This is a genomic window from Spiroplasma culicicola AES-1 (assembly GCF_000565175.1).
GTDB classification, from domain to species: Bacteria; Bacillota_I; Bacilli_A; order Mycoplasmatales; family Mycoplasmataceae; genus Spiroplasma_A; species Spiroplasma_A culicicola.
This window is the reverse complement of record NZ_CP006681.1, coordinates 758755-784722: the sequence shown is the minus strand read 5'-3', so window position 1 is coordinate 784722 and position 25968 is coordinate 758755. Positions and strand designations below refer to the sequence as shown.

The window sequence follows — 25968 nt, the reverse complement described above, 5'->3', positions numbered from 1 at the left end:
ATGATAAAACAAGTTGATTTTAATTATCAAGATATTGAAAAATATAACACAATTGTTTTGTGTTATTTAAACCACTATGTTGATCCAATTCACAAATCAATTAAAAGAATTGAAACTTCAAGTTTTAGTGCTTTAGAATGTAGTAACTATAATAACGCAATGTTAATTACTGATTGAAATTTTGAAATTGATCAAAATTTCAATCAGTTAAAAGAACAATATAATCCTAATTTTTTATTAAATTTCACACATTCACAATATAATAATCAAACTTTAGATCAAAGTGTAGAATTTAAAGAAAACTACAAATACATGAAAATGGATTTAGCACCCGCTGCTAAATTTAATATTGACTTAGCAAATAATGTTGAAATTATTCAAGTTAAAGAACAAGAAGATTTAAATTCATTTTTATATGTAGTTGATATTATGGAAGTTAATTTAGTATCTGATAAAAATAAGTTTATTGGACTATTAGAATTACAAGATTACTGTCATATGTTTTTAATTAAAGTAAATGGTCAAGTGGCAGGAACTGGAAGTATCTTTATGTTTGAAAACGGTTATGCAGTGGTTGATGATATTAACGTGTTGCCTGAATTTAGAAATCAAGGTCTTGCAAGTAATTTAATCAAAACAATTGTCAATGATTGTATTGAACATAATATGCAACACGTTCTATTATTTGCCAGTGAAATGGGAATGGGACTGTATCAAAGAGTTGGATTTATTGATGAAGACTTTTGATTTGAACAATATAAAATAAAATAAGGTTAAAAGCCTTATTTTATTTTTTATTAGAAGTATGATTAAATATGTTAACTTTCAATTTAAAAAATTAATTACAATTTATAAATATCTTTTTAAAGATGTAGTACAATACATTAACAACAATTGAGTTTCCTGCAAGACCACGAATTTTTTCGTCACTTAATCCAATTTCTTTTAATTTAAAATAGTCATCTTTATCAAAACCCATTAGCAATATATTTTCCTTGGCTCCCAATTGCAATACTCTATCTTCATTATTTTGCTTTGCAAAAACTCTTTGTCGTGAATTTTCACCAGAAAAAGTTACAGTTGAAATGCATTTACTTTCAAGACCTGTCACAATATTTGCTTGGTTAAAAGTAGGGTAAACATTTAAATTTTTATACTTTATTTTAAATTTATTATCTTTATCTACATTTGAATAAAGTTTTTTTATTGAAGAAAGATATTGATTTTCTCTGTTCGTAGGTTTCATATTCTCAATATCTAAAAAATCACTAAATTTTGGGAGATCAACTTTTATATCATCAAAATTAAAATCAAATGAATCATCATTTAGTTTAGATATTAAAAAATATCTTTTTCTATTTTGAGGTATTCCATAGTCAATTGCATTAAGCACAAATTCAACGTTCGTATAACCTAAGTTATTTAATTTATCTTTAAATTTATTTAAATTATCAATGTGATTACTATTTTTAATTGCAGGCACATTTTCCATCACTAAATATTCAGGTAGTTTATTTAATTTATTTAAATCATTTAATAACTGTAGGATATTTCACAAAAGACTTGAACGAGTATTTGAATTTTCACTCATACCTTTACCTTTTCCAGCAATTGATAAATCTTGACAAGGAAATGAATAAGTTAAAAGATCAAAAGGCGCATTAATATCTTGAACTTTTACTTTAGTTATATCAATTAAATTATTATTTAATTTTATAGATGCATATAATTTTCTAATTTTATCTTCTTTTAATTTTTTAATATCTTTTAGAGGTTCTTTTGAATTTGAAGAAAGTGTTTTTGTTTCTAAAAAACTTATTATTACATCAAGTTCTTCTTCATATAAATTTTTATATTCTTTTGAATTTAAATCATTGTGTATTGCAGAATAACCTAAAATTGCTTCTGTATATCATTCACAAGTGTTTGAAATAGAAAAATTAAAATCATTAAAATCATGACTCAATTTTTCTAGTGCTTTTGCTTGTGAACCAATTCCCGCAAAAGTCTCAAAAATTTTTTTATTCATTAATAATTTACTCCTTTTATTATATAGTGATCATAGTTTTCTCTTAAATACTTTTTAATACCAAAATTTTTTATAATTGTTGAACTAATGTTATATTCATCAGTAACATTAATATTACCTTTAATGCGAATACATTTTCCATTTGGGTCATAAGTGATAAAATTATTATCAAATAAATCATGTAAATTAGGACTTATCATAATACAGTTTTTTGGATCAACTGCTTCAAAGTATCTACCATTATTAATTAAAGAACTAAAGCTTAAAATATGTGCTTTTTTTGGTGAGGGGTGATTTTCTCCTTTTGTGTATGTTTTTTTAAAAGTTTTTTCCTTTAAAAATGCACTGACATTAGCAGAAAAAATACCTCTCATTTTAACTTTAAATTCTTCAAGAGTATAGAAATTTTCTTCGTACAACTGAATTATTGATTGAACTTTATAGTTTTCAAATTTGCCAGTTATATTGCCAAAATCTTTATCACTGAATTTATCAGTAAATTCATAATTGTATTTACTTTCAAATTCTTCTTTTAAATATGGAAAGTTTGTGAAATAATCTTCAATTGATAAAAAGTCATCTGTTTCATTGTACATTTTTATCAATTCTTCATTTGAAAATTTAATAGTTTTATCTTCTAAGGAATTAAAAAAATTTACAAAACGATGGTATTTGTATTTCTTTTGGTATCTTTCTTCATTTATTAATAAAATAGAACTATTGATATTTTGCTCAGCCCCTGCAGGATTACTTCCATAAATTAGGCCTTGAGTAGTTAAAATTGTATTAAAATTTTGCATAATGTGCTGGTTTAGTTTTTCTATTTTTCCAGAAAAAGTGATTATTTGATAACTTTTATCTCTATTTTCAAAAAATAATTTTCTTGTCTCTTGAAAATTTTTATTTCTTCAATAATGTGTTTGCATCATTTTAGGGTCAGTAGCTCTATATTTAAAATTATCATTTAATAATGCAAAAGAATGAAACATTTTACCTGAGTTTTTTTCAACATAAATGTAGGCATTCCCCTGAAAAGAATAAGTCTCCTTGGATGCAGTAGATTTTAATGAACCTTTTGAAATATAGGGAATTTTTAAAATATAAAACATAATAGCCTCCAAATCACTTTAATTATAATAAATTTTTTAACTCATAAACAGTTTATTGTGAAAAATATAATCAGAGAAATAATATTAAATGTATAATAAAAATATGATAGATTTAAAGGCAGAAAAATGAATAATAAATAGAAAGAACACAAGTATCAGTCAAATTTTTACATTACTAGATGTTTTAAATTCTGAAAATGGTTATATTGAAGTTAAATATTTTTCTAAAAGAATGCAAGATATTTTTTTAGAAAAAGGAATTATATTTGAAGGAGATTGAGAAAGTTGGCAAAATGCCAAAGACTTAATTAACCAATTGATTTTTTATAAGTTTGTTACTACTAATGAAATAGATAAAGTTAAATATATAAAAATAACATCAACTGGGAAAAAATATGTTAGTACAATTTCACAAATAATGAATATTATAAATACTAATTTGATGAATTTGAGTTATAAGGATATATATAAAAATGAAATAACACGTGATCTATTTAATGAAATGTGACTGGATTCTGTAAAAAAAGCAGCTTTAATTAAAAATAATGAAATCAGACCTTTTATGATTATGTTTCATTATATGGGTGAACTAATAAAAAAAGGTCATAATAAATTTTTAACATATCATATTTTTAGAAGAATTAATTATTTTAGATCATTTGAGGAATATTTAGAGAAAGTTGATGAATATGTTGCTGAAGCAATAATAATTAATGAATCAATAAATTCTAAAAATATAGATATACAAAATGAGAACTTAAATATTTTACTAAAGGATTTAAAATTAAATGAGCTTAAAGAAGCTCAGTACAAAGATTTTTATAAAATATGTTTATATACTGGTATTTTTAGAGAAGAAATTAAAGTAAAAATTTTCAATGAACCAGAATCATTTTTTTGTTTATCTACATCTTCTATAAACAAACTTTATGCTATGGAATTAGGTGAACAAGAAATAAATAAAGGTGTAGAATATAATTATGAAGAATTTCTTAAATTATATGTAGAGATGAATATATCTCAAAGAAATTATAGTCTACAATCTAAATTAAAAGCTAAATTATTTAGTAAATATTCTAAATGTGCATTTTGTGACTTTGAATACAGTGAGTTTCTAATTGCTTCACACATAAAGGCATTTAAAGATTGTGATAATGCTAAAGAAGCAATGTCTGAACATAATGCTTTTTTATTATGTCCAACCCATGATAAGATGTTTGATAGTTATAATATTACAGTTGATTGTAAAGAATTTAAAATTATAACAAAAGAAAAATACATTAAATTAATTAAAGATATGAAAACATATGAATATATTTCAGTACAAACTCCAGAAATGGAGAGATTTTTAAAAATACATAATAGTAAATTTTTTGGGGGTTAATACTAATGATTATAGAAAAAATAAAATTAATTGATTTTTTAATGGAAAATAATAAATTTATAATTCCAACTTTTCAAAGACCATATAAATGAGATGAAAATCAATTTAATCAGTTTATTAAAACAATTGAACTAATTGAGGAAAACTCTTTTGATCAGTATTTTATGGGAAGTATAATTGCATCAGTAAATCAAGATAGTTTAGTAATCTTAGATGGTCAGCAAAGGCTAACAACATCTATTATTTATGCTGTTGCTTATGCTCGCTTTCTGGAGCAAAATTTTAATTCTCATTATAATAATTTGAATATTGCAGATATTTTAAATAAAATTATAATTTACAATAATGAATACAAACTTGAGTCAATTGATGCTGATAGAGCAGAAATAAGAAATTTATTTGCTAAAAGGTTAGACCAAAATTCTGGTTCTAGTGTAGCCACAGCATATAATTATTTCATAGATTATTTTGAAAAAAATAATAAAATTTTTTGAAATATCACTGAATCAATATCAAACTTTGTAAATCTTTTTAATAGAATTGTAATTGCTAAGATTGTAATAATCAATAAATCTATGGAACAAATAACTTTTGAGGCTATAAATTCAACAGGTAAGCCACTTTCTCTAACGGATTTAATTAGAAATTGCTTGTTAATGGGTTTTAAGGATCCAAATGAACAACATGAAATTAAAAAACAATATTGAGATAAGTGAACAAAGATGCTTGAAGAGACAGATACTGATGATTTTTTCATATTACTTGTTGATGTGTGGCAAGGTCATCAAATTACAAAGAAAAATACTTCAAAAGGTGGCGCAACTACGGATAATAAAAATGCAGTGTATACATTGTTTAAAGAATATATAAGTGATAATTTTAAGAACAATTATCATGAAGCAATTAATGAAATTCATTCTTATGTAGCTGCATATATTATGATTAAAAAAATTGCTATTTCAGATAAATTTTTAGCAGATTATTGAAAATATACAACAATATTAAAAGCTTTAGGTACTTTTGGTTTAACTGGTGGAATGCAATTATTTTTAGCTCAAAAAGCTTTGACAAATTCACTTGATAGTGAAACTCTAACAATTTTAACAAAAATAATTACTGTTTACTATGTTAGATGATTGTTAGATCCGTATTCAAAAGATAAAGAAATTCAAAGAAAATTTTTAGGCATTGTGCACAAAATGAGAAATAATGAAATGACTTTAGGTCATACAGGAAATTATGAAAATATATTAAGAAAAGAACTTTTTAATATTAATGCATCTACTCAATATGGAAAAGAAGATAAAAAACTACTTTTTAATATTGATTTGAGTAATTACATATACAATAGTACAAAAACTAAAAAAATAATTGCATTATATTGAACATATATGGCTAATATAAAAATTGCAGGAGAATATTATTTAAAAAAATTTGACAGTCTAAAAAAAATTGAATCTATTTTTGATTCTAATGAAGTAAGCAAGTCAGAATTAAGTGATCTCGGTTTTTCTAACAAAGAGGATTTTAACAAAGTACAGCTAAGTATAGGTTCACATTTTGTTTGAGAAACTAAACCTATTCCATCATACAAAAACAATGTTTTTAAATTAAAAACAGAGTGTATAAGTGATTCAATAAGATTTGAAGAACTTACAAATATAGATAGAACTTCAATTTTAGAAAGAGGAAAAAAAATTATTAATTTTTTATTGAATGAATTTTCAATATAACAGGGAGGAAAAAAATATGTCAACACAACAAAAAGTACATATTGCAGGAATGGTTCACAGCTGAACATCAGATAGTTATTATCTAATAACTACATTTGGAGAATTTATTGATAATTCACTATCATCTGCAATAAAAAGTGGTCAGAAGACTTTAAATATGAAAATAATTGTAGATGGTGATACTGAATCATATCTATTTATAGATAATGGACCAGGAATTGAATCTTCAAAAATCGAAGAATGCTGAGTAATGTTTAATCCAGAAGATGATTTAAATAAAGATGGCTTTAATAGACGACACATTGGTTTTAAAAGGGGTGGTTTTTGACTTGGAAAAAGAGTTGAATTATTTTCAAAGTCAAAAAATACTGTTGTTGGAACATATTTGGATTATGATGAAATGGTTTCAAAACAAAATGCAGGTTTTTCTGTTGAAGAGGCTGTAAAGCCTGAAGATATTAGTGAAAAAGATATAAATCTGTATCAAAAAGTATTAATTGGTGAAACTGGAACAATTATTGGTATTAAAAAAACTAATTTTACTGATGCAAATAATTTTAACCATAAAACTGTAGAATTTACATCTATACCAAAAGATTATAATTTGAGAAAAAATAATATATATGTGTATTTATATTTTAAATATTTGTATTTTATTGAAGGTAAAGCAGATGTAAAACTAAATTTATCTGTTGTATATAATAATCAGAAAGTGAATATAAATAAAGAATCTTTATATCTTTTTGATTATGAAATAACATCTGAAATTGCTTCAAAACAATTTAAAAATTTTAATTTTGATAAACTTGAAAAAGAATTGATTGAGCAAGGCGCAATAAATAGTAATAAGGATAAACAATTACAATCTGATTATGGTATTTCAGTTGGAAAAATTATTAATGATATTAAACAAAACAAATTTAATTGAGAATTTTTTTTCCCATATATTGCAAGATATCATGTAAATAATCATGTAAAGCTGAAAGCATATTTCTCATTTCTTAATTATAATGATATCAGGAAGTATTCTCTACAAGATATTTTTGGGGGAGTTTCTATAGTTCAAGATAATAGAATTATTAATATGGGAAATTATACAAAAATGGCACCAAATTTAAAAGTTTTTGAACGTAAGATATTGACTCTAACAAACACAAGCTCTGGTGACATTAAAACTGAAGATAAATTATGAAAAGCAGATATACATCTTGATACAACAGAGCCGAACTTAAAAATTGATTTTCAGCCAAAAGATGATAAGAGTGCAATTGCAAATGGCAATGTTGTAGAAAATGTTTTAAAAGAGTTTGTCAATTTTTTGAAATCTGATTTACACATGGATTATATAGGTAGGGTAATAATTGGTTTTTTAAAAGGATCTTTGGAATATGCAATTGACGAAAATTATGTTTCAGATTATGAAATTTCTAAAACAAAAAATATTTTAAAGAAAACCAATATTTATTTAAACAATGAAGACACTTTAAAAGTTATTACTGATATAAAAAAAGGTGAATTGAAGTTGACTCCCTCATCTAAGTTTGGAAATAATAAGAAAACTTTTCCTTATAAAAATAATGACAAAATAATCTATTATTATTTTTCTTTTGATAAAAATCAGGAGAGATCTATTGAATTTAAGTATTCAACAGATAAGGTTTTACTTGAAAATATTTTAGAGCTAAGATTTAATTTTAATTATAAATCATTAACTAAACTCCAAAAATCTGATGATCATCAAATTAGATTAGCATTAATATTTTCTACAATAATTGCAAAGAAATTTAGTAAATTATTAGAAGAATGTGAATATCAAAGTGATGCAGAACAAAAATTATCAATTTTTATTGATGATCTTGAAATATTTAATGAGGTATTTGATGAGTAATTGGAAAATAGATTTTGATGCACTAAATCTTGATGTCAATGATATTGAAACTGAATTAGTATCATCACATACAAATAGTAAATTAATAATTGAAGTTATAAAAAAATTAAGTAAATCAGGTGTTTATTCTATTAAATTTATTAATGAAATTTTACAGACAAATTTAAATAGGATTAATCATTTAATAAAAAATAGACCAGAAATTAAATCTGCTGCTTTATTTGGTAGGGTTCAATCTGGTAAAACACTTAATAGTATACTTGCCGCATCAGTTTTATATGACAATGGATATGATATTGTTATATTTATGGGTGGAAATACAAATGTCTTAATTGAGCAAAACAAAGGTAGATTTGAAGAATTCAAATTAGTCTTTAATGATAGTGGTTCAATAAAACTTGAAGATATAAAGCAAGAGCAAGATCTTTATAAAATAAATGGAATAATATCTCACATGATCAAAAATAAACAATTAGGATATAAATTATTTTTACCTATTCTTAAAGAAAAAACTAATTTAGAAAATTTATATGAAATTTTGGCATCTGTAACTAACATTGATAAGTGTAATATTGCTATATTAGACGATGAATCTGATATTGCTGGAGTATCAGAGGAAGATGATGTTGATTCTCAAAATACAATTTCACGATTAATTTCGAACATCATTGATATAAATCAAAGTGTTATGTATATTCCTATTTCTGCTACACCATATAAAAATATTTTTTATAATCAAGGTTTGAATGATAAAAAAAAGATTAAATATATAGTTCCATTATCTACAGATGAAAATTATACTGGTTTTAAAACATTTCATACTGATGATAAATATATTATAGAACTAGAAAACGATACAGATGAAGAATATATGCTAAAAACATTGCTAAAAACATTTGATGAAAATTTTGAAGAATATGAAAAGCTTAATAAAAGGTTAAATATTTTAATAAATACAAGTACAGATACTAAAAGCCATAATAAAACCCAAAAACTACTAGAAAAGCTCTTACAAGATTACGGAGACAAAAATAAGAGCTTCAAAAATAAATATAAAATTGTTATTTTTAATAGTAAATCTGATGATAAAGAATTTAATGCTAGATTTAATTTTATAATTGGAGGAAATCTTTTGAGTAGAGGCGTAACATTTGAAAACTTAGTGATTGAATTAATAACTAACTATAATGATAAAAATTTTAATTATGCAACTATGATTCAAAGATGTAGATGATTTGGTTATAGAAATAAAACACTACATGTTACAAGAATATTAATGACAAAACAGTTGAAGAATTTATATAAAAAACTTTCTATAATTGAAGATAAATTTTTTGCTTCACTACAAGAAGGTGCAATAATTACAGAAGATAGCCGCAAAAAATTCCAAGATTTTTTTAGAGATGAGGGTTTAGAATGAAAGAATTAATTGTTTGTGAAAATATACGTTCAACATATTTTGATATTCTTGAAGGAGAAGAAAAAGGTGAACGTTATAGGGTAATAAAATTTAAAAATTCTGTGATCAAGGATGTTGAAGGAACATATGATAAATCTTTTTTAAGAATTATGGAGTTAGGTAGATTTATTAAATATTTTCAAAAGGCACCTTTGGAATTTATGGGTGAAATTGAGGAATATGAAATTATCTTACTTTCAATTTCTGAACATATAGATTCAATGATTGATGATGAAACCTTCATAAAAAACTTTATTGATTCCTTAGATGTAATTTTTGAAAATATGAGAGTCAATATTGGTCAAATACTTAACTATTATGTTGAAATATTTAGTGGAAAAAATTTAAGCTATGAATCATATATTAATGATTTTTCAAGAATTTATATTCTAAAAAAACTAATTGAGAAAAAAGGAGATAAGGATCCTATAAATTTACTTACTTACAATAATTCATACTGTGATTTTCAATCATTAAATGCTTCTGCAAAAATTTTATCGAATGCAGAAGGAAATAATATGTATACTATAAGAGAAAAATTAATGAATAATTTAGATAACAATTCATATGTTATAACTACTAATGTTCATAGACAAAGTGAAGGACAAAATCTATCTGAATTAATTAGTGATATTAAAATTTTAATTAATGAAGATAATGAAATACTAAATTTATTATTAATTTCTGCTGAATATCAAGAAAAAAAATTTAAGAACAAGAGAATTAAATTGAAAATATTTGATAATGAACTTCAAATAGTGCCATTTTCTGAGATTCCCAAAATTTTATTTAATACAAGAGATATATTTGAATGACAATTTAAAACAAACTTTTCAAATTCAGATTTAATCAGTTTTGATGAATTAACAAAAAATTTATTTAAATAAATCAATTTCATCAAATAATTTATTCAACCCCAAATGGTTTTTACTTCTAAAAAAACCATTTTTTAATGTATAATTATTATATGTTTAGGATAATTTAATTCTAAATCAAAATGTTTTACATTAGAAAGATGGTGCGCAATATGGCAAATAAAGGACCAGAAAAAGCAGCAGTTAAACGTGCAGCTTCTAACGCAAAAAGATCTGTTCACATTCAAACAAGAAAGAAAGCATCAGATCCAAAACCTAACAAAATTATGGATAAAACAATCAAATTATCAGAGGGACAAGAAAAATTTATTTGAGAAAAAGCAGATCCAGTATCTGCAACAAACTCTGCAATCTATAGAAAAGATGTTGCAGGAGCAGTACTTAAATTTAATGAATTTGGATATGAATCTGAATTTGGATGAGTATATGCATTAGTTGATCCAGAAGGTGAAGTTGATGATGTAAATAACGTTGTTGCTTTACACTGAATGAATGCTAAAGTTAAACGTAAAGCAGGTCAACCATGAACTGCACAAGTTACTGGAGCAAAAAACGTAGCAGAAATCTACAACTTTATGAAAGATACTAAAGTTTCTGCAGATGCATTAGATAAAGCTAAAAAAACAGTTTTATTCCAATCTTCAATCGTTGAACCTAAAAAAATGAATGTTGAAATTAGAAAATTTCCAATCGGTAATAAAAAATAATAAAAAAATATCTCGGGGGGAGATATTTTTTTATTTATAGATTATAATAATAATGTCCTTCGGGACGCCAAGAATATTTGTTATTCTTTATGTTTGCGTGAGTGTCCAAAACCGCTCTATAAATTAGTATTTCCTATCTCATGCATTTTATAGCGGGTGGAAATATTTTTTATTTATATTTTTAATGTTATTAAGCTGATTAATACTATTAAAAATATCAATAATTTGTTTATCCTCTATTTATAAGAAAAGAAAGTTGATTAAATAAATGAAAAAAATAATTGTAATTGTTGGACCAACTGCTTCGGGAAAAACTGATTTATCCTTAAAAATTGCTAAATTATTTAATGGTGAATGTATTAACGCAGATTCAACCCAAATTTTTAAAGGAACAGATATTGCAACTAATAAAATTAAAACTGAAGAAATGCAAGGGGTTGTGCATCACTTAATATCTATTAAAGAAGTGAATGAAACTTATTCAGTGGCAGATTATCAAACTCAAGCTCGAACAATAATTGACAAAATTTTAAAGCAAGATAAAACTCCAATTGTAATTGGGGGAACTGGATTATATATTAATGCTTTAATTATGAATTACAATTTTTTATTTGAAAATCAAACAATTGTAGGTTTTAAAGAACAATTTGAAGAACTTTCAAATCATCAACTTTGAGAACAATTAAATCAAATAGATACTTTGGCTGCAAATGAAATTCATGTCAATAATCGCAATAAAATTATTCGTGCCTTAGAAATTATTGAATATTCAAAATCATTAAAAAGTGATTTAAATAAGAATAATAAAACACTATTTTATGATAATTTAATCATTATTGGGATTAAACCAGATCGCGAAAAGTTACATCAAAGAATAAATGAACGAGTTTTACAATTAACAGATAGGGGATTATTTGATGAAATTAAAAAAGCTTATGAAGATAACAATTTTAATGCTTCAGCACAAGCTTTAAAATGTATTGGGGGACCTGAAATTATTCAATATTTAAAACAAGAAATTGATTATGATCAAACAATTGCTTTAATGCAACGCAATAATCGCCGTTATGCAAGAAGACAAATGACTTGATTTCGAAATCAATATGATAATGTTCATTGATTTGAACATCAATACAGTGATTTTGAACAAATGTGTGACCAAGTTTTAGAGTTTTTAAAAACCAAAATAAAATAATTTTACTATAAATAATAAATATTTAAACTTTATCATTTGTGTTTGTTTCTAACAATTCTATATTATAATAGTTAAAAGCAAAGGAAGATTACAATGATATCAATGTATGAACGAATTGAAAACCTTGTTAAAGATAACAGAAATACAACATTTAAATCAATTGCCAAACAATTATTAGATGATTTTAATCAAGGAATCTTTAAAAATCAAAATGAATTAGCAGACGCATGTTTTGTATCAATGTCTACAGTAACACAATTTGCAAAAGCAACTCTTTGTGAAGGTTATAAAGAACTTGCTATTAGACTAAAAATTGAACATGAAAGTATGTTGGCCAAACAACAACCAACAAAAGAAATAAATTATAATCAAGTGGACGATCAAAATTTAAATATTATCAATGAATGGGCTCTCAATTCTTCTGATTTTATTTTAAAGTTAGCTGAACAAATAAATCAAGAAAAGAAATTATGAATTGCACCTTCATTTCAATCAATGTATACAGCTCGTCACTTTGAAAATATCTTGAGAAATCAAGGTGTTGATGCACGAGTAATGGACAGTTCAATTAATTTAGAAGTTGTACGTCATGTCGATTATAAAGACCAATTAGTACTAGTAATTATGACAGGAAGAGATACAGAAACTTTATCAAGAATTTTAGAGTTTCTAGAAAAGTTATCAAAAAGAGTTTATATTATCATAACTACAAACCATTTAACAGAAGTTCCTGAAGTTGAAGAATGAACAAAAACAATTATTAATTACAATTTAAGTAGTGATTATAAATATCGCGCTCACGCTTTAATGACATTGTTCTTGTTAATTGCAGAAAAAGTTGAAAATAAACCAAAAATTTTATAAAAAAATTAAAGATATTTAATTGACTTCAACTTAGTTGAAGTCTTTATTATTTAAATAGAGGTGAAAAGAAATGAATTTAGAAAGTCTATTAGAACATTTAAATGCTCAAAAACCTATTGAAGCAAATAGTAAGCAAATGGAGGCTTTATATTATTTTTATAATGAATCAAGAAAAATTATTTGTGAATTAAATTATCAATATCATGAAAAAACCAAAATTAATGACTTATTTTCAAAGATTATCAATAAACCAGTTGATGATAGTTTTACATTATTTCCTCCAGTTTATGTTGATTTTGGTAAAAACCTTTATATTGGTAAAAATGTTTTTATAAATCAAAATGTTAGTTTTCAAGATCAAGGAGGAATTTATTTACATGATAATGTGCAAGTAGGACATAATGTAGTATTTTCAACATTAAATCATGATTTAGATCCCCAATTGCGCAAGAATGTAATTCCAAAACCAATAATAGTTGAACAAAACGTGTGAATTGGTTCAAATGCAACAATTCTACAAGGAGTCAAAATTGGCAAAAATGCAGTAGTTGCAGCAGGAGCTGTTGTAAATAAAGATGTACCAGAAAATACAGTAGTGGGAGGAGTTCCTGCTAAGGTTATTAAGAATTTTTAAAAATAAAAATGGTATAATTTTCTTAAGATTATAAAAAGAATAAAAGCTGAATGAATTGGATAAGAAAGGTTTAATATGATAAAAATAAATGATTTATCAATAATTTTTAAAAATCAAAAAGGGATTAGAAATATAAACTTGGCGATTGCAAATAATAAAATTACAGGTTTTATTGGTAATAATGGAGCAGGTAAAACAACAACAATTAAAGCAATCTTAAATCAATTTAAAGTTAATCCAGGACAAATTGAAGTTGATTTTGGAGAAAACAGCAATATTTCAGATATTGCTTTTTTTCCTGATCAAAATAATTTTCCAAAAGACTTTAATATTGTTGAGTTTGCTCAATATTCTGCATCTTTAAAATTTATTAGTAAAGAAGTATATTCAAAAAATATTGAAGAATGATTAGATATTTTACAATTAGACAGTTATAGAAAAAATAAATTCAAGGAATTATCAAGTGGTTTACAAAAAAGAGCATTATTATTATCAATAATGGTATGCGAACCAAAATTTGTTATATTTGATGAACCAACAGCTAATTTAGATGTAGAATCTAAAGTTATGTTTCTTGATTTGATAAAAAAAATTTACAATGATCTAAAAATTGGAGTTTTAATTACTAGTCATAATTTAGATGAATTAGAAAATTTAATAAATCATGTAATTTTTATTAATGATGGTGAAATTAAATTTGATGGAAGTTTTAATAAAGAAGATTCCAAACTATATTCAATGTATAAGCAATATATAAATACAAATTCTACAAGTATAAAATTTGACAAAATTAATTTAAGGAGAAAATAATGAAAAAGATTAGTTACTCATTTCCAATAATGAATAGAATATTTTTGAATACTTTCAAATCAAAAACATTTATTATATCAACAGTATTATTTTTTATTTCCTTTTTAATTGCCAATATAGTTATAAGTACTTCAGCAAACAGTGGAAATCACTTTGATAGTTCTATGATTATCATCTATGTTTTTAATTTTGCAATTTTATTAATTTATTTTTCAATCTTGCAAATGTGATATTTTGCCAAATTCAAAATTGAAGATAAAAAAAGTGGTATTTTTTCCTTAGAACTGCGAAATAATTTTAGTGCACAAAAAATTTATTGACAAAGATTAATACCAATCTTTTTAATCACAACAATAATTTTTATAATAAGCAACTTAATAATGCTTGCTATAGTTGCTTTATCTCAATCAGTGGCATTGTCTTCGATGGCAGCAAACTTATTTTTAGGAATGTTTATTATTTTATTTATCAATTATTTGATTGGTGCAATTTTAGTGTTAATTAGTAATATTAGTTCAACTCTATTATTGGGAATTGCTGGAAGTTTAATGATGATATTATTGGCTTTCAACTTTTTGTGAACAATGTTAACTACTATTTTTTCAAATCTTTATGACAATGGTTTAGCTTTTAATTCAGCTCAATATCAAATTATTTATAAAACTAAGGAGTTAGAGCAAAAATACGAAGATCAATTTGAACAATTGATTACAGATTTTAGCAAATTAAAAGATTATAAAATTAAAGATAAATGAGCAGGTGAAGCCCACAATGGATTTTGTAGTGATTCTACATCATATTCAAATGAATTTTGTCTTAAAAATGGAGTTTCAATTTTTGCTTTTGATTATCAAAATGGAGCAGAAAATCAATATTTAGAATTACTTTCAGTTTTAAATCAAGAATTTTTAGAAGGTAAAAATATTGAAACTCAAACATTAGAATCAATTTGAGGTAAAACTTATTTTGATCAAAATAATCAAAAAACTTATAATTTTGAAGGTGAATTTAATTTTAATAATCTAATTAAGTTTATTAATACAACAAATAATTCATTTTTGATAGAACTATCAGATGTTATAAATAAAATTGTCAATAATATTTTTACTTTAGAAACATATTGGCATTTTTCAAGTCAAAATGGCGGAAATAGTGGAATAATGTATTTGAAAAATGATTCTAATACTTGAATTGAAGCAAATAAGGATACAATTAATCCAGCAATTAGGTTATATGAAATGGGATTAGAATTTTTAATTAATAATCGATTAAATCCAGAAAGAATGTATATTTATAATTTTGATGAAGATTCTAGTAATTTAACAGGAGCACAATATTATAAACAAAATATGACAAAGTTAGTTTATTTAAATCCATTTTTAGCTTTTCAATCAGTTTTTTTCTATGATAATCTTAGAAGCGATAGTTTTATAGATCAAAAATTATCATATAGTAGTAAAATGTGAATCATGCCTATCTTTAATTTATATGATGTACAAGTTAAAAATAATGCTAATACTGATTATTTTAAAACTTTAGATCAATCAAGTTTAATAAGTATTGCAAAAGAAAAACAATATTTCAATCCAATTTTTGTTTATTTAATATTGGTTTTTGTAATAGCACTTATTATATTCTTGTCATATATAGCTTTCAAAAAAACTATCTATTGAGGTTAAAAAAAGAGAGATATTTTCAAAAAAATTTTCAAAAAGTATTGAAATACATAGAAATATCATATATTATTTGTATGTATTTGATTTGCGGGTGTAGTTTAATGGTAGAACTTCAGCCTTCCAAGCTGACTGTGAGGGTTCGATTCCCTTCACCCGCTCCATTAAGAAACCAAACCTCTAACGAGGTTTTTTTATTTTTAGTTTATGATTATATAAAGGAGTTTGAAAGAAATGAACAATAAAACAGCAAATGCATGACAAAGTTTTAATGAATCAAGAACTGATTTTTGAGTTAGTGTTTTATTTTTATTACTAGAATCAATTATTCCAGGAATTGCTATATGATTGACAATTGGCAATGATTTTAGTTTTTCATTACTTGAAAACTTACCATCTCCAATTGCAGGTTATGTTGCTCTAATTTGTATTTCTTATTTACTTTACACAGGAATAATAACAACAGCTTTATATTTTTTAAAAGCACACAAAAGTGATCAATTTACTTATGCTTTTAGTTTTTCAATTATTTTAATTGGTTTAATTTTATTAAGCTATGTATTTGAAAATACAACGTTATTTATCATTATTAAATTTATAATTTTATTATTAATAGCAATTATGGCTTTAACAATTGGAGTTTTTATAACTTTGATTGCTCGCAATCAAGAACTAAAACGTAAACAAAATCTAGAACAGCAATATCAAGCTTGAAAAAAGGGAGAACATATCCCAACAAACAAAGAAATAAAATTTCAGCGATATGAGCAATTCTTACTAAAAGAGGCTCAAAAACAAGAAGAAATTCAAGCATTTAAAAAACAATTAGAACTTAAAATTGATCAAGAATATCAAGAGCAAAAGGCAAATGATGCCCTAAAAATAGTTAAGATAAATGAAAAACTTGATAAAAAAGAGGCCAGGCAAAGAGCTAAACAAAAGAAAAGAGACACTCAATTTTAGTGAAAAAATTATATTATCTTTCTTATTTTTAATTTATTCAACTTTATATAAGAAGATATATTTCTAAAAAATGTTAATAAAAGCAAAGCAAAACTTTAGTTTTTTAAAAATACACATTTATGTTTTTTTTTTTTTTTTTGTATACTATTTTAATAAAGTAGGTGAAATAAAATGAATTTTATAATATCTTTTTGAGCTTTTCTATGATCATTTTCTTTTACAACTAGTACTTATGAAGTTGTAAAAGCTCAAATTGTTGAAACTCAAAATATAAATTCAGTGAAGGAACTTAATAATAAAGATACAATTGATTATCAGAGTTTAATTACTCCTAGTGCTAAATACATGTATTATGGAAGAATTTTAAAATACTATTATGCAAATAGTATTACAGTAGATGACAGTGACTTAATTAGTTTAGAACAAAACATTACTGTATCAGGAAGTAATTCAAGTATTATAAAAGAATTATTTATTCAAAATTTAATGGCTTCAACAATTATGCCTAGTATTTATGGAGCAAGTAGTGATGCTGAATTCTTTGCAGAGAGTTTTAGTAAATGATTAAACACAGATGATAATTTAAAAAATAAAAGTTGAGAAATTACAAATAATTTTTTTATTAATATTTTTCCAAGCATTATTAAAGTTGGGGGAAAAATTAATGATTTCTATAATAGTTCTCAAACAATTGCTCAGTATATTGTACAATTAGTAAACGAAGATAAAACTAAAGAAGATAAAGTTATTTATGATACAACTTTATTGGTTAAACCAGGTGATTTGAATTTAAAATATAATAATGAAGCTATTATATGACATGATCGACTTTCTCAGTCTCCATTAGATTTGATTGCCACTCAAATTACAAGAGAATATCAAGTTAATCTAAGTTTTACTAATAGTTCTTTAATAAAAATTCTTAATACATGAATGTATGATTCATATTCAAAAGCAAGTGAAGAATCAATTTTAGAATTTAATAATTTTGTTAAAAATCATTATCAAACTTTTGAAAATTTAAATACTAGTTTAAACCAAGTTTCAAAAGATAAAAATAACTTTAGTATGATTAATTTTACATATGTCTATGATAATTTAGAAGAAGTTTATTTACAAAATACACCAAGTAATACTGGAGTGGATTATGAAAAATGAACAACAACAGATACACAAAAACTAAAGCAATTAACTTTAGACCTATATAATGGATTGTATGCATTAATTCAAAATGAAGTTTGAGTTAATTTAATAATTTGTGCATTAATAATTAGTCCTGATTATCCTTTAGTAAGTGATGAAGATATGCAAGGAGTCATGGGATACACAAACTCAGCATATTACATTGATGATAATAAAGAGTTTGTTAGTTTTGCATATTCATATATTGTTTTAACTGGTACAAGTCTGACTTATAAACAATTTAATAATCAATATGCTTGGGGTTTTTGAAGTAGTCCCAATAAATTTAATGTTTTAGTTCATGAAATGGGTCATGCTCTTGACGCATTTGGAAGTAAAATTAATGAAGCAAGAGTACAAAATCATGCAAGTACTTTAGATTATCGTCAGTTGTATGGTGGTGAAGTTTTTGGAGCTTATGAATATCAAGCAGCAATTTCATTTGCAACGATTTTTCTTGTAATTGGAGCAGTTGTTGTTTCTGTAACAGCATTTTATTTCATTGTTAAAACTATAAAAAGAAAACAAAAAATAAAAAAATAAACATATTTTAAATTTAATGTTGCTTTTTATTTAACAAGGAGTAATATACAAAATGGTAATAGATATAAAAAATTTATTACCTCATATACTTACTTCGCTTATATAAGCGATTAAAAACTTATCAACCCCCTTGTTAAGGTTGCTATAAAACGTTGTTCATATTAAAGCAAATCTTATAATTTATTTATAAAAATGTAAAACAGATTTAAAAAATGATTACTTAGTTTTCTGGTCAAAAACTGATAATCATTTTTTTATGTTTAATGCTTAATAATGTCTAAAAAAATAAAAACTAATTAATTCTTGGTAGAATATTATAGTGGAGGTTTATTATGCATAAACTAAAGAGAAAAGAATTATTTATTAATGAATTTAAAGGCAAAAAATTCATTATTACAAAAGAATTTCTTGAATTTGCATTGACTCATAATATTAATGAAGCTACTACAAGAAGAGATCTTAAAGAACTTGAAAATGAAGGAGTTATTACACTTTCATTTGGTGGTATCACTGTCAATTTAAATGATGAATCGGAACTAAGTACAGATAATAAATTAGAAATTAATAAAGTCAAAAAAGAATTAATTGCAAAAGTTGCAAATGATTTACTCAATGATTTAGATATTATTTTTTGTGGAGCTGGTTCAACAGTTGAAATCTTTGTTAAACATATAACTAAAAAAATTAGAACCTTAGTGACAAATTCACTTGCTGTTTTTGAAGCTGCAAGAAATAATAGTCATGTAATTGATGTTGTTTTAATTGGGGGATTGTTTAGAGAAAAAAGTAAAGTATTTTTTTCAAGAACAGCTGCTGATTATTTTAATGAATGTAAATTAGATAAAGTCTTTTTTAGTTGTTTTTATTTTGATAATACTGGAGAAGTTTTTGATGATTTTGCCCCAGAAGTGGACTTAATTTCTTCGGCTTTAAAAAATACTCACGAAAGTATTTTATTAGCAGATTCATCAAAATACAAAAGTGTTGGATTAAATCGAATGACAAATATAAATAAAATAACTAAACTTGTTACTAATAAAGATATTGATAAAGAGTTTTTAAATAAATTTAATAATGTAATAGTTGATTAAAAATGTTTTTAAATAAACATTTTTATTTTTTTTGTACAAAATCATGTTTTTATAACGATAACAATATTAGGGGTGAAAATATGAAAAAACTGATTATTATATTTGATAAATTAAAGGAAGATGTTTTGGTGTCACTTGATTGTGAAAGTTGTTCTTCAAAAGAATTGTTTGAATTTTTGGGTGCAAATTTGTGAACTTTTTCTCAAAAAAAGGCATATAATACGAAAGTCAAAGACATAATAAAGGAGTATTTGATAGATATGGGCACATGTGCTAAAGCAATTGAAAAAAATAATCAGATTTGAGAGGAAAAATTTGAAAAGAATAATCAAACTTGAGAAACAAGATTTGAAAAGAATTATCAAAACTGAATGCAAACACTTGAAGTATTAAAAGACATTCACAAATCTGAAATTAATAGATTAAATGAAGAAATTAAAAAACTTAAAGGTGACAAGTAAATGTCATTTTTTTATTTTTTGTACAAAATCATGTTTTTTGTGACGATAACAATATTTAGGGGTGAAAATATGAAAAAAATAATTATTATATTTGATAAATTAAAGGAAGATGTTTTGGTGTCACTTGATTGTGAAAGTTGTTCTTCAAAAGAATTGTTTGAATTTTTGGGTGCAAATTTGTGAACTTTTTCTCAAAAAAAGGCATATAATACAAAAGTCAAAGACATAATAAAGGAGTATTTGATAGATATGGGCACATGTGCTAAAGCAATTGAAAAAAATAATCAGATTTGAGAGGAAAAATTTGAAAAGAATAATCAAAGTTGAATGCAAACACTTGAATTATTTAAAAATGATTATAAATCTGAAATTAATAGATTAAATCAAGAAATTGAAAAACTTAAAGGTGACAAGTAAATGTCATTTTTTTTTTTTTTTTTACAAAATCATGTTTTTTATAACGATAACAATATTAGGGGTGAAAATATGAAAAAACTAATTATTGTATTTGTTAAATTAAATGAAGATGTTTTGGTGTCATTTGATTGTGAAAGTTGTTCTTCAAAAGAATTGTTTGAATTTTTGGGTGTAAATTTGTGAACTTTTTCTCAAAAAAAGGCATATAATACGAAAGTCAAAGACATAATAAAGGAGTATTTGATAGATATGGCCACATGTGCTAAAGCAATTGAAAAAAATAATCAGGTTTGAGAAGAAAAATTTGAAAAGAATAATCAAAGTTGATTGCAAACACTTGAATTATTTAAAAATGATTATAGATCTGAAATTAATACATTAAAAGATAATCACAAATCTGAAATTGATAAATTAAAATTAAAAATTGAAAAACTTAAAGATGGTAATTAATTACCATCTTTTTATATAATTTATTTTTTATTACTTTATTATCTATTTGAAGTATATTTTAATGTAATTTTAAAGTTGTTTTTATTAACATTTTTCAAAACAAAAGAATTTACAATTTTTTACAATTTTTTGCATTTTTTGCTAGAATAAAGTTGTGAAGGGGGTTTTTATGCATAAGATAAAAAGAAAAGAATTATTTGTTAATGAATTAAAAGGTAAAAAATTTGTTACAACAAAGGAATTTATAAAATTTGCATTAACTCGCAACATAAACGAAGCTACTACAAGAAGAGATTTGAAAGAATTGGAAATTGAAGGTATTGTTACACTTTCATTTGGCGGCATAACTGTTAATTTAATTGATGAAACTGAATTAAGTGTTGACTATAAAATGGAGATTAATTATGCAAAAAAGGTATCAATTTCAAAACTTACTAATAGTTTATTAAATAATCTTGATGTAATTTTTTGTGCAGCTGGATCTACAATGGAAATTTTTGTAAAACTCATAAATAAAAAAATTAGAACCTTAGTGACAAATTCACTTGCTGTTTTTGAAGCTGCAAGAAATAATAGTCATGTAATTGATGTTGTTTTAATTGGGGGATTGTTTAGAGAAAAAAGTAAAGTATTTTTTTCAAGAACAGCTGCAGATCATTTTCAAGAATTTAAATTAGATAAAGTATTTTTTAGTTGTTTATATTTTGATGAAAATGGAGATATTTATGATGATTTTGCCCCAGAGGTGGATTTAATTGTTTCAGCTCTTGCAAATGCAAAGAATAGTATCTTGCTTGCAGATTCAGCAAAATTTAAAAGTGTTGGATTAAATAAAATTACTAATCTCTCAGAGATTACACATATTGTTACAAATAATGATATTGATAAGAATTTATTATTAAAATTTAACAATATTTTAACTGATTAGAACGGAATAAAAGATATGAAATTAAATGAAATACAAACATATAAAGAAATTAAGCAACAACCAGTTGTTTGAAAAAAAATTTTAAAATTATTTGAAGAAAAAAAGAAAAAATGAGTAAAATTGGCACAAGAACATAAAGAATGAGAAATAATATTTGTTGGAGCAGGAACAAGTGAATTTGTTGGAAATGCAATTGAAAGATATTGAATTAATGCAGGATTAAATGCTAAGTCATATTCTTCAACAGAAATAGTAGCTGACCCAAATAAATTACTTAAAAATAAAGACAATGTTATCTTTATTTCATTTGCTAGAAGTGGAAATTCACCTGAATCACTTGCAGCAGTTGAAATAGCTAATAAAATAATTAAAAATATTAAGCATATTTATATAACATGTAATAGTCAAGGAAAATTGGCATTACAAGCAAAATCAAATCAATCTATTGAATTATTTCTTCTTCCAGATGAATCAAATGATTTAGGTTTTGCAATGACTTCAAGTTATTCAGGAATGATGATTGCAGCTTGTTTGATTTTATCATTATTGAATAATGATAATTTTTATCAAGAATGTTTAGAAAACATTGTTAAAATTGAAAGCCATCAAGATGAATTAGAAAATTATGCAAATCAAATATCTAATCAAGATTTTGAAAGACTAGTATATTTAGGTTCTGGAGAATACAAAGGTTTTTGTCAAGAAGCTCACTTAAAATTTCTTGAGTTAACACAAGGAAACATTCCAACTTTTTTTAATGATGTATTAGCTTTTAGACATGGGCCAAAATCAATATTAAATGAAAAAACAATTGTATTTTTAATGGCTTCAAATAATGAATACACAAGAAAATATGACTTAGATATGATAAAAGAACTTGAAACTCAAAAACAAATTAATCAGCTAATTGTATTAGACAATATAAATGATAAGTCAATTAAAGATATTTCAAGTAACTATATAAGTTTGGATTTAAAGTTAACTAATAGTATTTTTATTGGTTTAAGTTATATTTATATTGCACAAATTATTGCAGTATTATTTTCATTAAAATTAAATATCAATCCAGATAACCCTTGTCCTACTGGAGAAGTAAATAGGGTTGTGCAAGGTGTTGTAATTTATAAATTTGATGAATAATAGAGAAATTATTTTATTAACAGTTGGAATTATTGCATCAATTGCTTTAATTGGTCTAATTGTGTGAATAGTAATTAAGAAAAAAACAACACCTCCAGAATTATCAATTAATCCAGATCATAAATCAAAATTTATATATATATTTTTTAGAAAATGATTATTAATTTTTATTCTTTTTGCTCTTGCTCTTACTGCATTTTTTTGTTGAGCAATGTTTATTAATGAATTATTAAAATAATAAAAATTTAAAATCTTTTAAAACACACATTCTTAAGTTTGTGTGTTTTTATTTTAATGATATAAACATATAAATGTTTAAAATTTCAAGAAATAACAAAATTTTGCAAAAATTTTCAAAAAACAATTGCTTTTTTTTTTTTTTTTTGGAAAATAATTCTGGAAAGGAGATTTAAAAATGGATGTAATTTCTAAAAAAAATAAAAAAGAAGCTAAACAAAAGTTAAGAACTGAAAAACAAATGAACAATACAGGTAATAACTTTTGAAGCAATTTGCTAATTAGGCTTCAAGGTCTTGGAAAATCATTAATGTATCCAATTGCATTATTACCATTTGCTGCATTACTTAATCGTTTTGGATCCCTTGGTATGGAACTAAATCCAGATAGTAAAAATTTTGGATGATGACTTGGATTTGTTATTCAAAAACCAGGTGGTACAATTTTTGATCAATTGCCATTATTGTTTGCAATTGGAACTGCTTTTGGACTTTCTAGAGATCAACGTGGTGAAGCCGCCTTGGTAGGGGCTGCCTTTTACCTAATATTAACTGCATTTTTAACAGAGGGTGGTTTACCAGATCTACTATATAAAAATAAAATGACTTTTGATGCTCTTGGTTTGGATGAAAATAGTCAAGTTATTGTAACCGGAGCTTTTTCAAAATTATTCTATGTACCTATTTATGGTAAGATTGATGATACTATCGAAGTAATTGGAGGTAAGTATATCTTAAATATTGGTGTGCTTGGAGGAATCGTTGCTGGATGTTTATCTGCATGATCATACAATAAATTTAGAGATATTAAATTACCTCAAGCTTTATCTTTCTTTGGAGGTAGAAGATTTGTTCCAATGACAGTAATGGTATTGTCAATTCCAGTTGCATTCTTATTTGCAATTATTTGACCTTGATTCCAATACGGATTAGTGTCATTTGGACAAACAATTTCATCTGGAGATGCTTGGGCAATTCCAGGAGCATTCTTATATGGATTTGTAAACAGAATGGTTCAACCATTTGGTTTACACCATATTATTAATACATTCTTGTGATTCCAAATGCCAATTGATGGTTACATGGTTGATTTTGGTGGTAAATTCATTATTTTTCAAGATGTAGTTGAAAATGGAGTTCCAATGCAAACAGTATTTGATTCAATTGGAGCTTTAATTGGAGAAAATATAACTGCATCTAATTGGAAAGAATTTATTGTAATTAGAGCTAATCAACCAACTGAAGGAATTCTTGGAAATGGTGATGGAACTTATACTATCTTTGGAGATATCACTGCATTCCAAAAATCAATGGTTTCAGGTAATTTCCAAACTGGATATTTCCCAATGTTTTGAGGAGGATTACCGGGAGCTGCTTTAGCAATGATTTATTGTGCTAAAAAAGAAAATCGAAAAGAAACAGCTACATTCCTTGGAGGAGTTGCTGTTGTAGCTGCTTTAACAGGTATTGATGAACCATTAGTATTTGCGTTTATCTTTGTTGGACCAGTTCTTTGAGTAATGAATGCTTTATTCACATCAATTTTTGCTGCAATTGCAATTGCAATGCATATGCATATTGGATTTGGTTTTAGTGGTGGATTTATTGATTATGTAATTTCATTTGCAAATTCATGAGGAATGAGTAAATATGAAGGATTAGTAAATGGAGGAGTATATGGATTTTTCTCAAACCCATTGTGAATGTTTGCTTTAGCAGCACTTGCATTTCCTACATACTTCTTTACATTTTCAATATTGATTAAAAAATTAAATATTAAAACTCCAGGTAGAGAAGATGGAGAAAATGTAGCTATTAAAAAAGATCAAATTAAAAAAGGTGGAAAACAAAAATATGAAGAGATGGCCAATGAATTACTTGAAATCATTGGAAAAGAAAATATAGTTAAAGTTGAAAATTGCGCAACAAGGTTAAGATTAACTGTTGTTGATAACAAAAAAGATATTGATGATAACAAGATTAAGTCGGCAGGTGCTTATGGAGTTAAACGATTAGGTACTCAAGGACTACAAATAATTATTGGAACCGATGTAGAACATGTTGCAAACATAATGCATGACTTAACGGGAAAATAATAATTTAAAAATAATCCATTAAATGGATTATTTTTTTGTTTAAACAATATTTTAAAATTATTTGTACAAAACATTATTTTTTATGACGATTACTATAATAG

24 protein-coding genes and 1 tRNA gene are annotated in these 25968 nt (G+C 24.6%); 23 read left to right on the top strand and 2 right to left on the bottom strand.

Annotated elements, in window-relative coordinates; genetic code table 4:
- On the top strand, window positions 1–771 hold the full coding sequence (locus SCULI_RS03585) for a GNAT family N-acetyltransferase (protein WP_025363278.1): 771 nt from the start codon (window positions 1–3) through the stop codon (window positions 769–771).
- Between the two features lie 67 nt (window positions 772–838).
- On the opposite strand, the gene dcm is transcribed toward SCULI_RS03585, so the two are convergent.
- The gene (dcm, locus tag SCULI_RS03580; RefSeq protein ID WP_025363277.1) at window positions 839–2029 is read right to left on the bottom strand and encodes a DNA (cytosine-5-)-methyltransferase; all 1191 of its coding nucleotides are present in this window, start codon (window positions 2027–2029) and stop codon (window positions 839–841) included.
- Window positions 2029–3138 (bottom strand): MAG4270 family putative restriction endonuclease, encoded by a 1110-nt coding sequence (locus tag SCULI_RS03575; RefSeq protein WP_025363276.1) that lies wholly within the window; start codon window positions 3136–3138, stop codon window positions 2029–2031. The genes dcm and SCULI_RS03575 overlap by 1 nt, the downstream gene beginning before the upstream one ends.
- Before the next feature lie 103 nt (window positions 3139–3241).
- Between SCULI_RS03575 and SCULI_RS03570 the strand changes: the two genes are divergently transcribed.
- From SCULI_RS03570 to SCULI_RS03465, 22 genes are all read left to right on the top strand, one after another.
- A complete protein-coding gene (locus SCULI_RS03570; protein ID WP_236621709.1) occupies window positions 3242–4522 on the top strand; it encodes an HNH endonuclease signature motif containing protein in 1281 nt (426 codons plus the stop codon).
- A 5-nt stretch (window positions 4523–4527) separates the two neighbouring features.
- Complete coding sequence (locus tag SCULI_RS03565) at window positions 4528–6255, top strand: DUF262 domain-containing protein (RefSeq protein WP_025363274.1); 1728 nt, start codon at window positions 4528–4530, stop codon at window positions 6253–6255.
- Window positions 6256–6271: 16 nt separating this feature from the next.
- Window positions 6272–8143, top strand: a complete 1872-nt coding sequence (locus SCULI_RS03560; protein ID WP_025363273.1) for an ATP-binding protein — start codon at window positions 6272–6274, stop codon at window positions 8141–8143.
- Entirely contained in the window at window positions 8136–9572 is a 1437-nt protein-coding gene (locus SCULI_RS03555; RefSeq protein WP_025363272.1) for a Z1 domain-containing protein, read from the top strand. Before SCULI_RS03560 ends, SCULI_RS03555 begins: the two co-directional genes overlap by 8 nt.
- Window positions 9560–10489, top strand: a complete 930-nt coding sequence (locus SCULI_RS03550; RefSeq protein ID WP_025363271.1) for a hypothetical protein — start codon at window positions 9560–9562, stop codon at window positions 10487–10489. The genes SCULI_RS03555 and SCULI_RS03550 overlap by 13 nt, the downstream gene beginning before the upstream one ends.
- 140 nt (window positions 10490–10629) lie before the next feature.
- Window positions 10630–11184 (top strand): hypothetical protein, encoded by a 555-nt coding sequence (locus SCULI_RS05535; RefSeq protein ID WP_025363270.1) that lies wholly within the window; start codon window positions 10630–10632, stop codon window positions 11182–11184.
- Window positions 11185–11452: 268 nt separating this feature from the next.
- A complete protein-coding gene (gene miaA / locus SCULI_RS03540; protein WP_025363269.1) occupies window positions 11453–12379 on the top strand; it encodes a tRNA (adenosine(37)-N6)-dimethylallyltransferase MiaA in 927 nt (308 codons plus the stop codon).
- Window positions 12380–12472: 93 nt separating this feature from the next.
- Window positions 12473–13243 carry a MurR/RpiR family transcriptional regulator gene (locus SCULI_RS03535; RefSeq protein ID WP_025363268.1) on the top strand — a complete coding sequence of 257 codons (771 nt, stop codon included), beginning with the start codon at window positions 12473–12475 and terminating at the stop codon, window positions 13241–13243.
- Window positions 13244–13313: 70 nt separating this feature from the next.
- Complete coding sequence (locus tag SCULI_RS05825) at window positions 13314–13877, top strand: DapH/DapD/GlmU-related protein (RefSeq protein WP_025363267.1); 564 nt, start codon at window positions 13314–13316, stop codon at window positions 13875–13877.
- Between the two features lie 75 nt (window positions 13878–13952).
- Window positions 13953–14687, top strand: coding sequence for an ABC transporter ATP-binding protein (locus tag SCULI_RS03525; protein ID WP_025363266.1), 735 nt, complete (start codon window positions 13953–13955; stop codon window positions 14685–14687).
- On the top strand, window positions 14687–16366 hold the full coding sequence (locus SCULI_RS03520) for a hypothetical protein (RefSeq protein WP_025363265.1): 1680 nt from the start codon (window positions 14687–14689) through the stop codon (window positions 16364–16366). Before SCULI_RS03525 ends, SCULI_RS03520 begins: the two co-directional genes overlap by 1 nt.
- A gap of 84 nt (window positions 16367–16450) precedes the next feature.
- Window positions 16451–16524 (top strand) — tRNA-Gly (locus tag SCULI_RS03515).
- 70 nt (window positions 16525–16594) lie between these two features.
- Window positions 16595–17323, top strand: a complete 729-nt coding sequence (locus tag SCULI_RS03510; protein WP_025363264.1) for a DxFTY motif-containing membrane protein — start codon at window positions 16595–16597, stop codon at window positions 17321–17323.
- 171 nt (window positions 17324–17494) lie between these two features.
- Window positions 17495–19048, top strand: a complete 1554-nt coding sequence (locus tag SCULI_RS03505) for a hypothetical protein (RefSeq protein WP_025363263.1) — start codon at window positions 17495–17497, stop codon at window positions 19046–19048.
- Window positions 19049–19380: 332 nt separating this feature from the next.
- Window positions 19381–20139 carry a DeoR/GlpR family DNA-binding transcription regulator gene (locus SCULI_RS03500; RefSeq protein ID WP_025363262.1) on the top strand — a complete coding sequence of 253 codons (759 nt, stop codon included), beginning with the start codon at window positions 19381–19383 and terminating at the stop codon, window positions 20137–20139.
- A gap of 80 nt (window positions 20140–20219) precedes the next feature.
- Window positions 20220–20600 carry a hypothetical protein gene (locus SCULI_RS03495; protein WP_025363261.1) on the top strand — a complete coding sequence of 127 codons (381 nt, stop codon included), beginning with the start codon at window positions 20220–20222 and terminating at the stop codon, window positions 20598–20600.
- Window positions 20601–20669: 69 nt separating this feature from the next.
- Window positions 20670–21017 carry a hypothetical protein gene (locus tag SCULI_RS03490; RefSeq protein ID WP_025363260.1) on the top strand — a complete coding sequence of 116 codons (348 nt, stop codon included), beginning with the start codon at window positions 20670–20672 and terminating at the stop codon, window positions 21015–21017.
- A 69-nt stretch (window positions 21018–21086) separates the two neighbouring features.
- Entirely contained in the window at window positions 21087–21467 is a 381-nt protein-coding gene (locus tag SCULI_RS03485; RefSeq protein WP_148294465.1) for a hypothetical protein, read from the top strand.
- A gap of 169 nt (window positions 21468–21636) precedes the next feature.
- On the top strand, window positions 21637–22395 hold the full coding sequence (locus SCULI_RS03480) for a DeoR/GlpR family DNA-binding transcription regulator (protein ID WP_025363258.1): 759 nt from the start codon (window positions 21637–21639) through the stop codon (window positions 22393–22395).
- A 15-nt stretch (window positions 22396–22410) separates the two neighbouring features.
- A complete protein-coding gene (locus tag SCULI_RS03475; RefSeq protein WP_025363257.1) occupies window positions 22411–23535 on the top strand; it encodes an SIS domain-containing protein in 1125 nt (374 codons plus the stop codon).
- Window positions 23525–23773 carry a hypothetical protein gene (locus SCULI_RS03470; protein WP_148294464.1) on the top strand — a complete coding sequence of 83 codons (249 nt, stop codon included), beginning with the start codon at window positions 23525–23527 and terminating at the stop codon, window positions 23771–23773. Before SCULI_RS03475 ends, SCULI_RS03470 begins: the two co-directional genes overlap by 11 nt.
- A 177-nt stretch (window positions 23774–23950) precedes the next feature.
- Window positions 23951–25867, top strand: a complete 1917-nt coding sequence (locus tag SCULI_RS03465; protein WP_038648091.1) for a PTS transporter subunit EIIC — start codon at window positions 23951–23953, stop codon at window positions 25865–25867.
- Window positions 25868–25968: the final 101 nt, after the last annotated feature.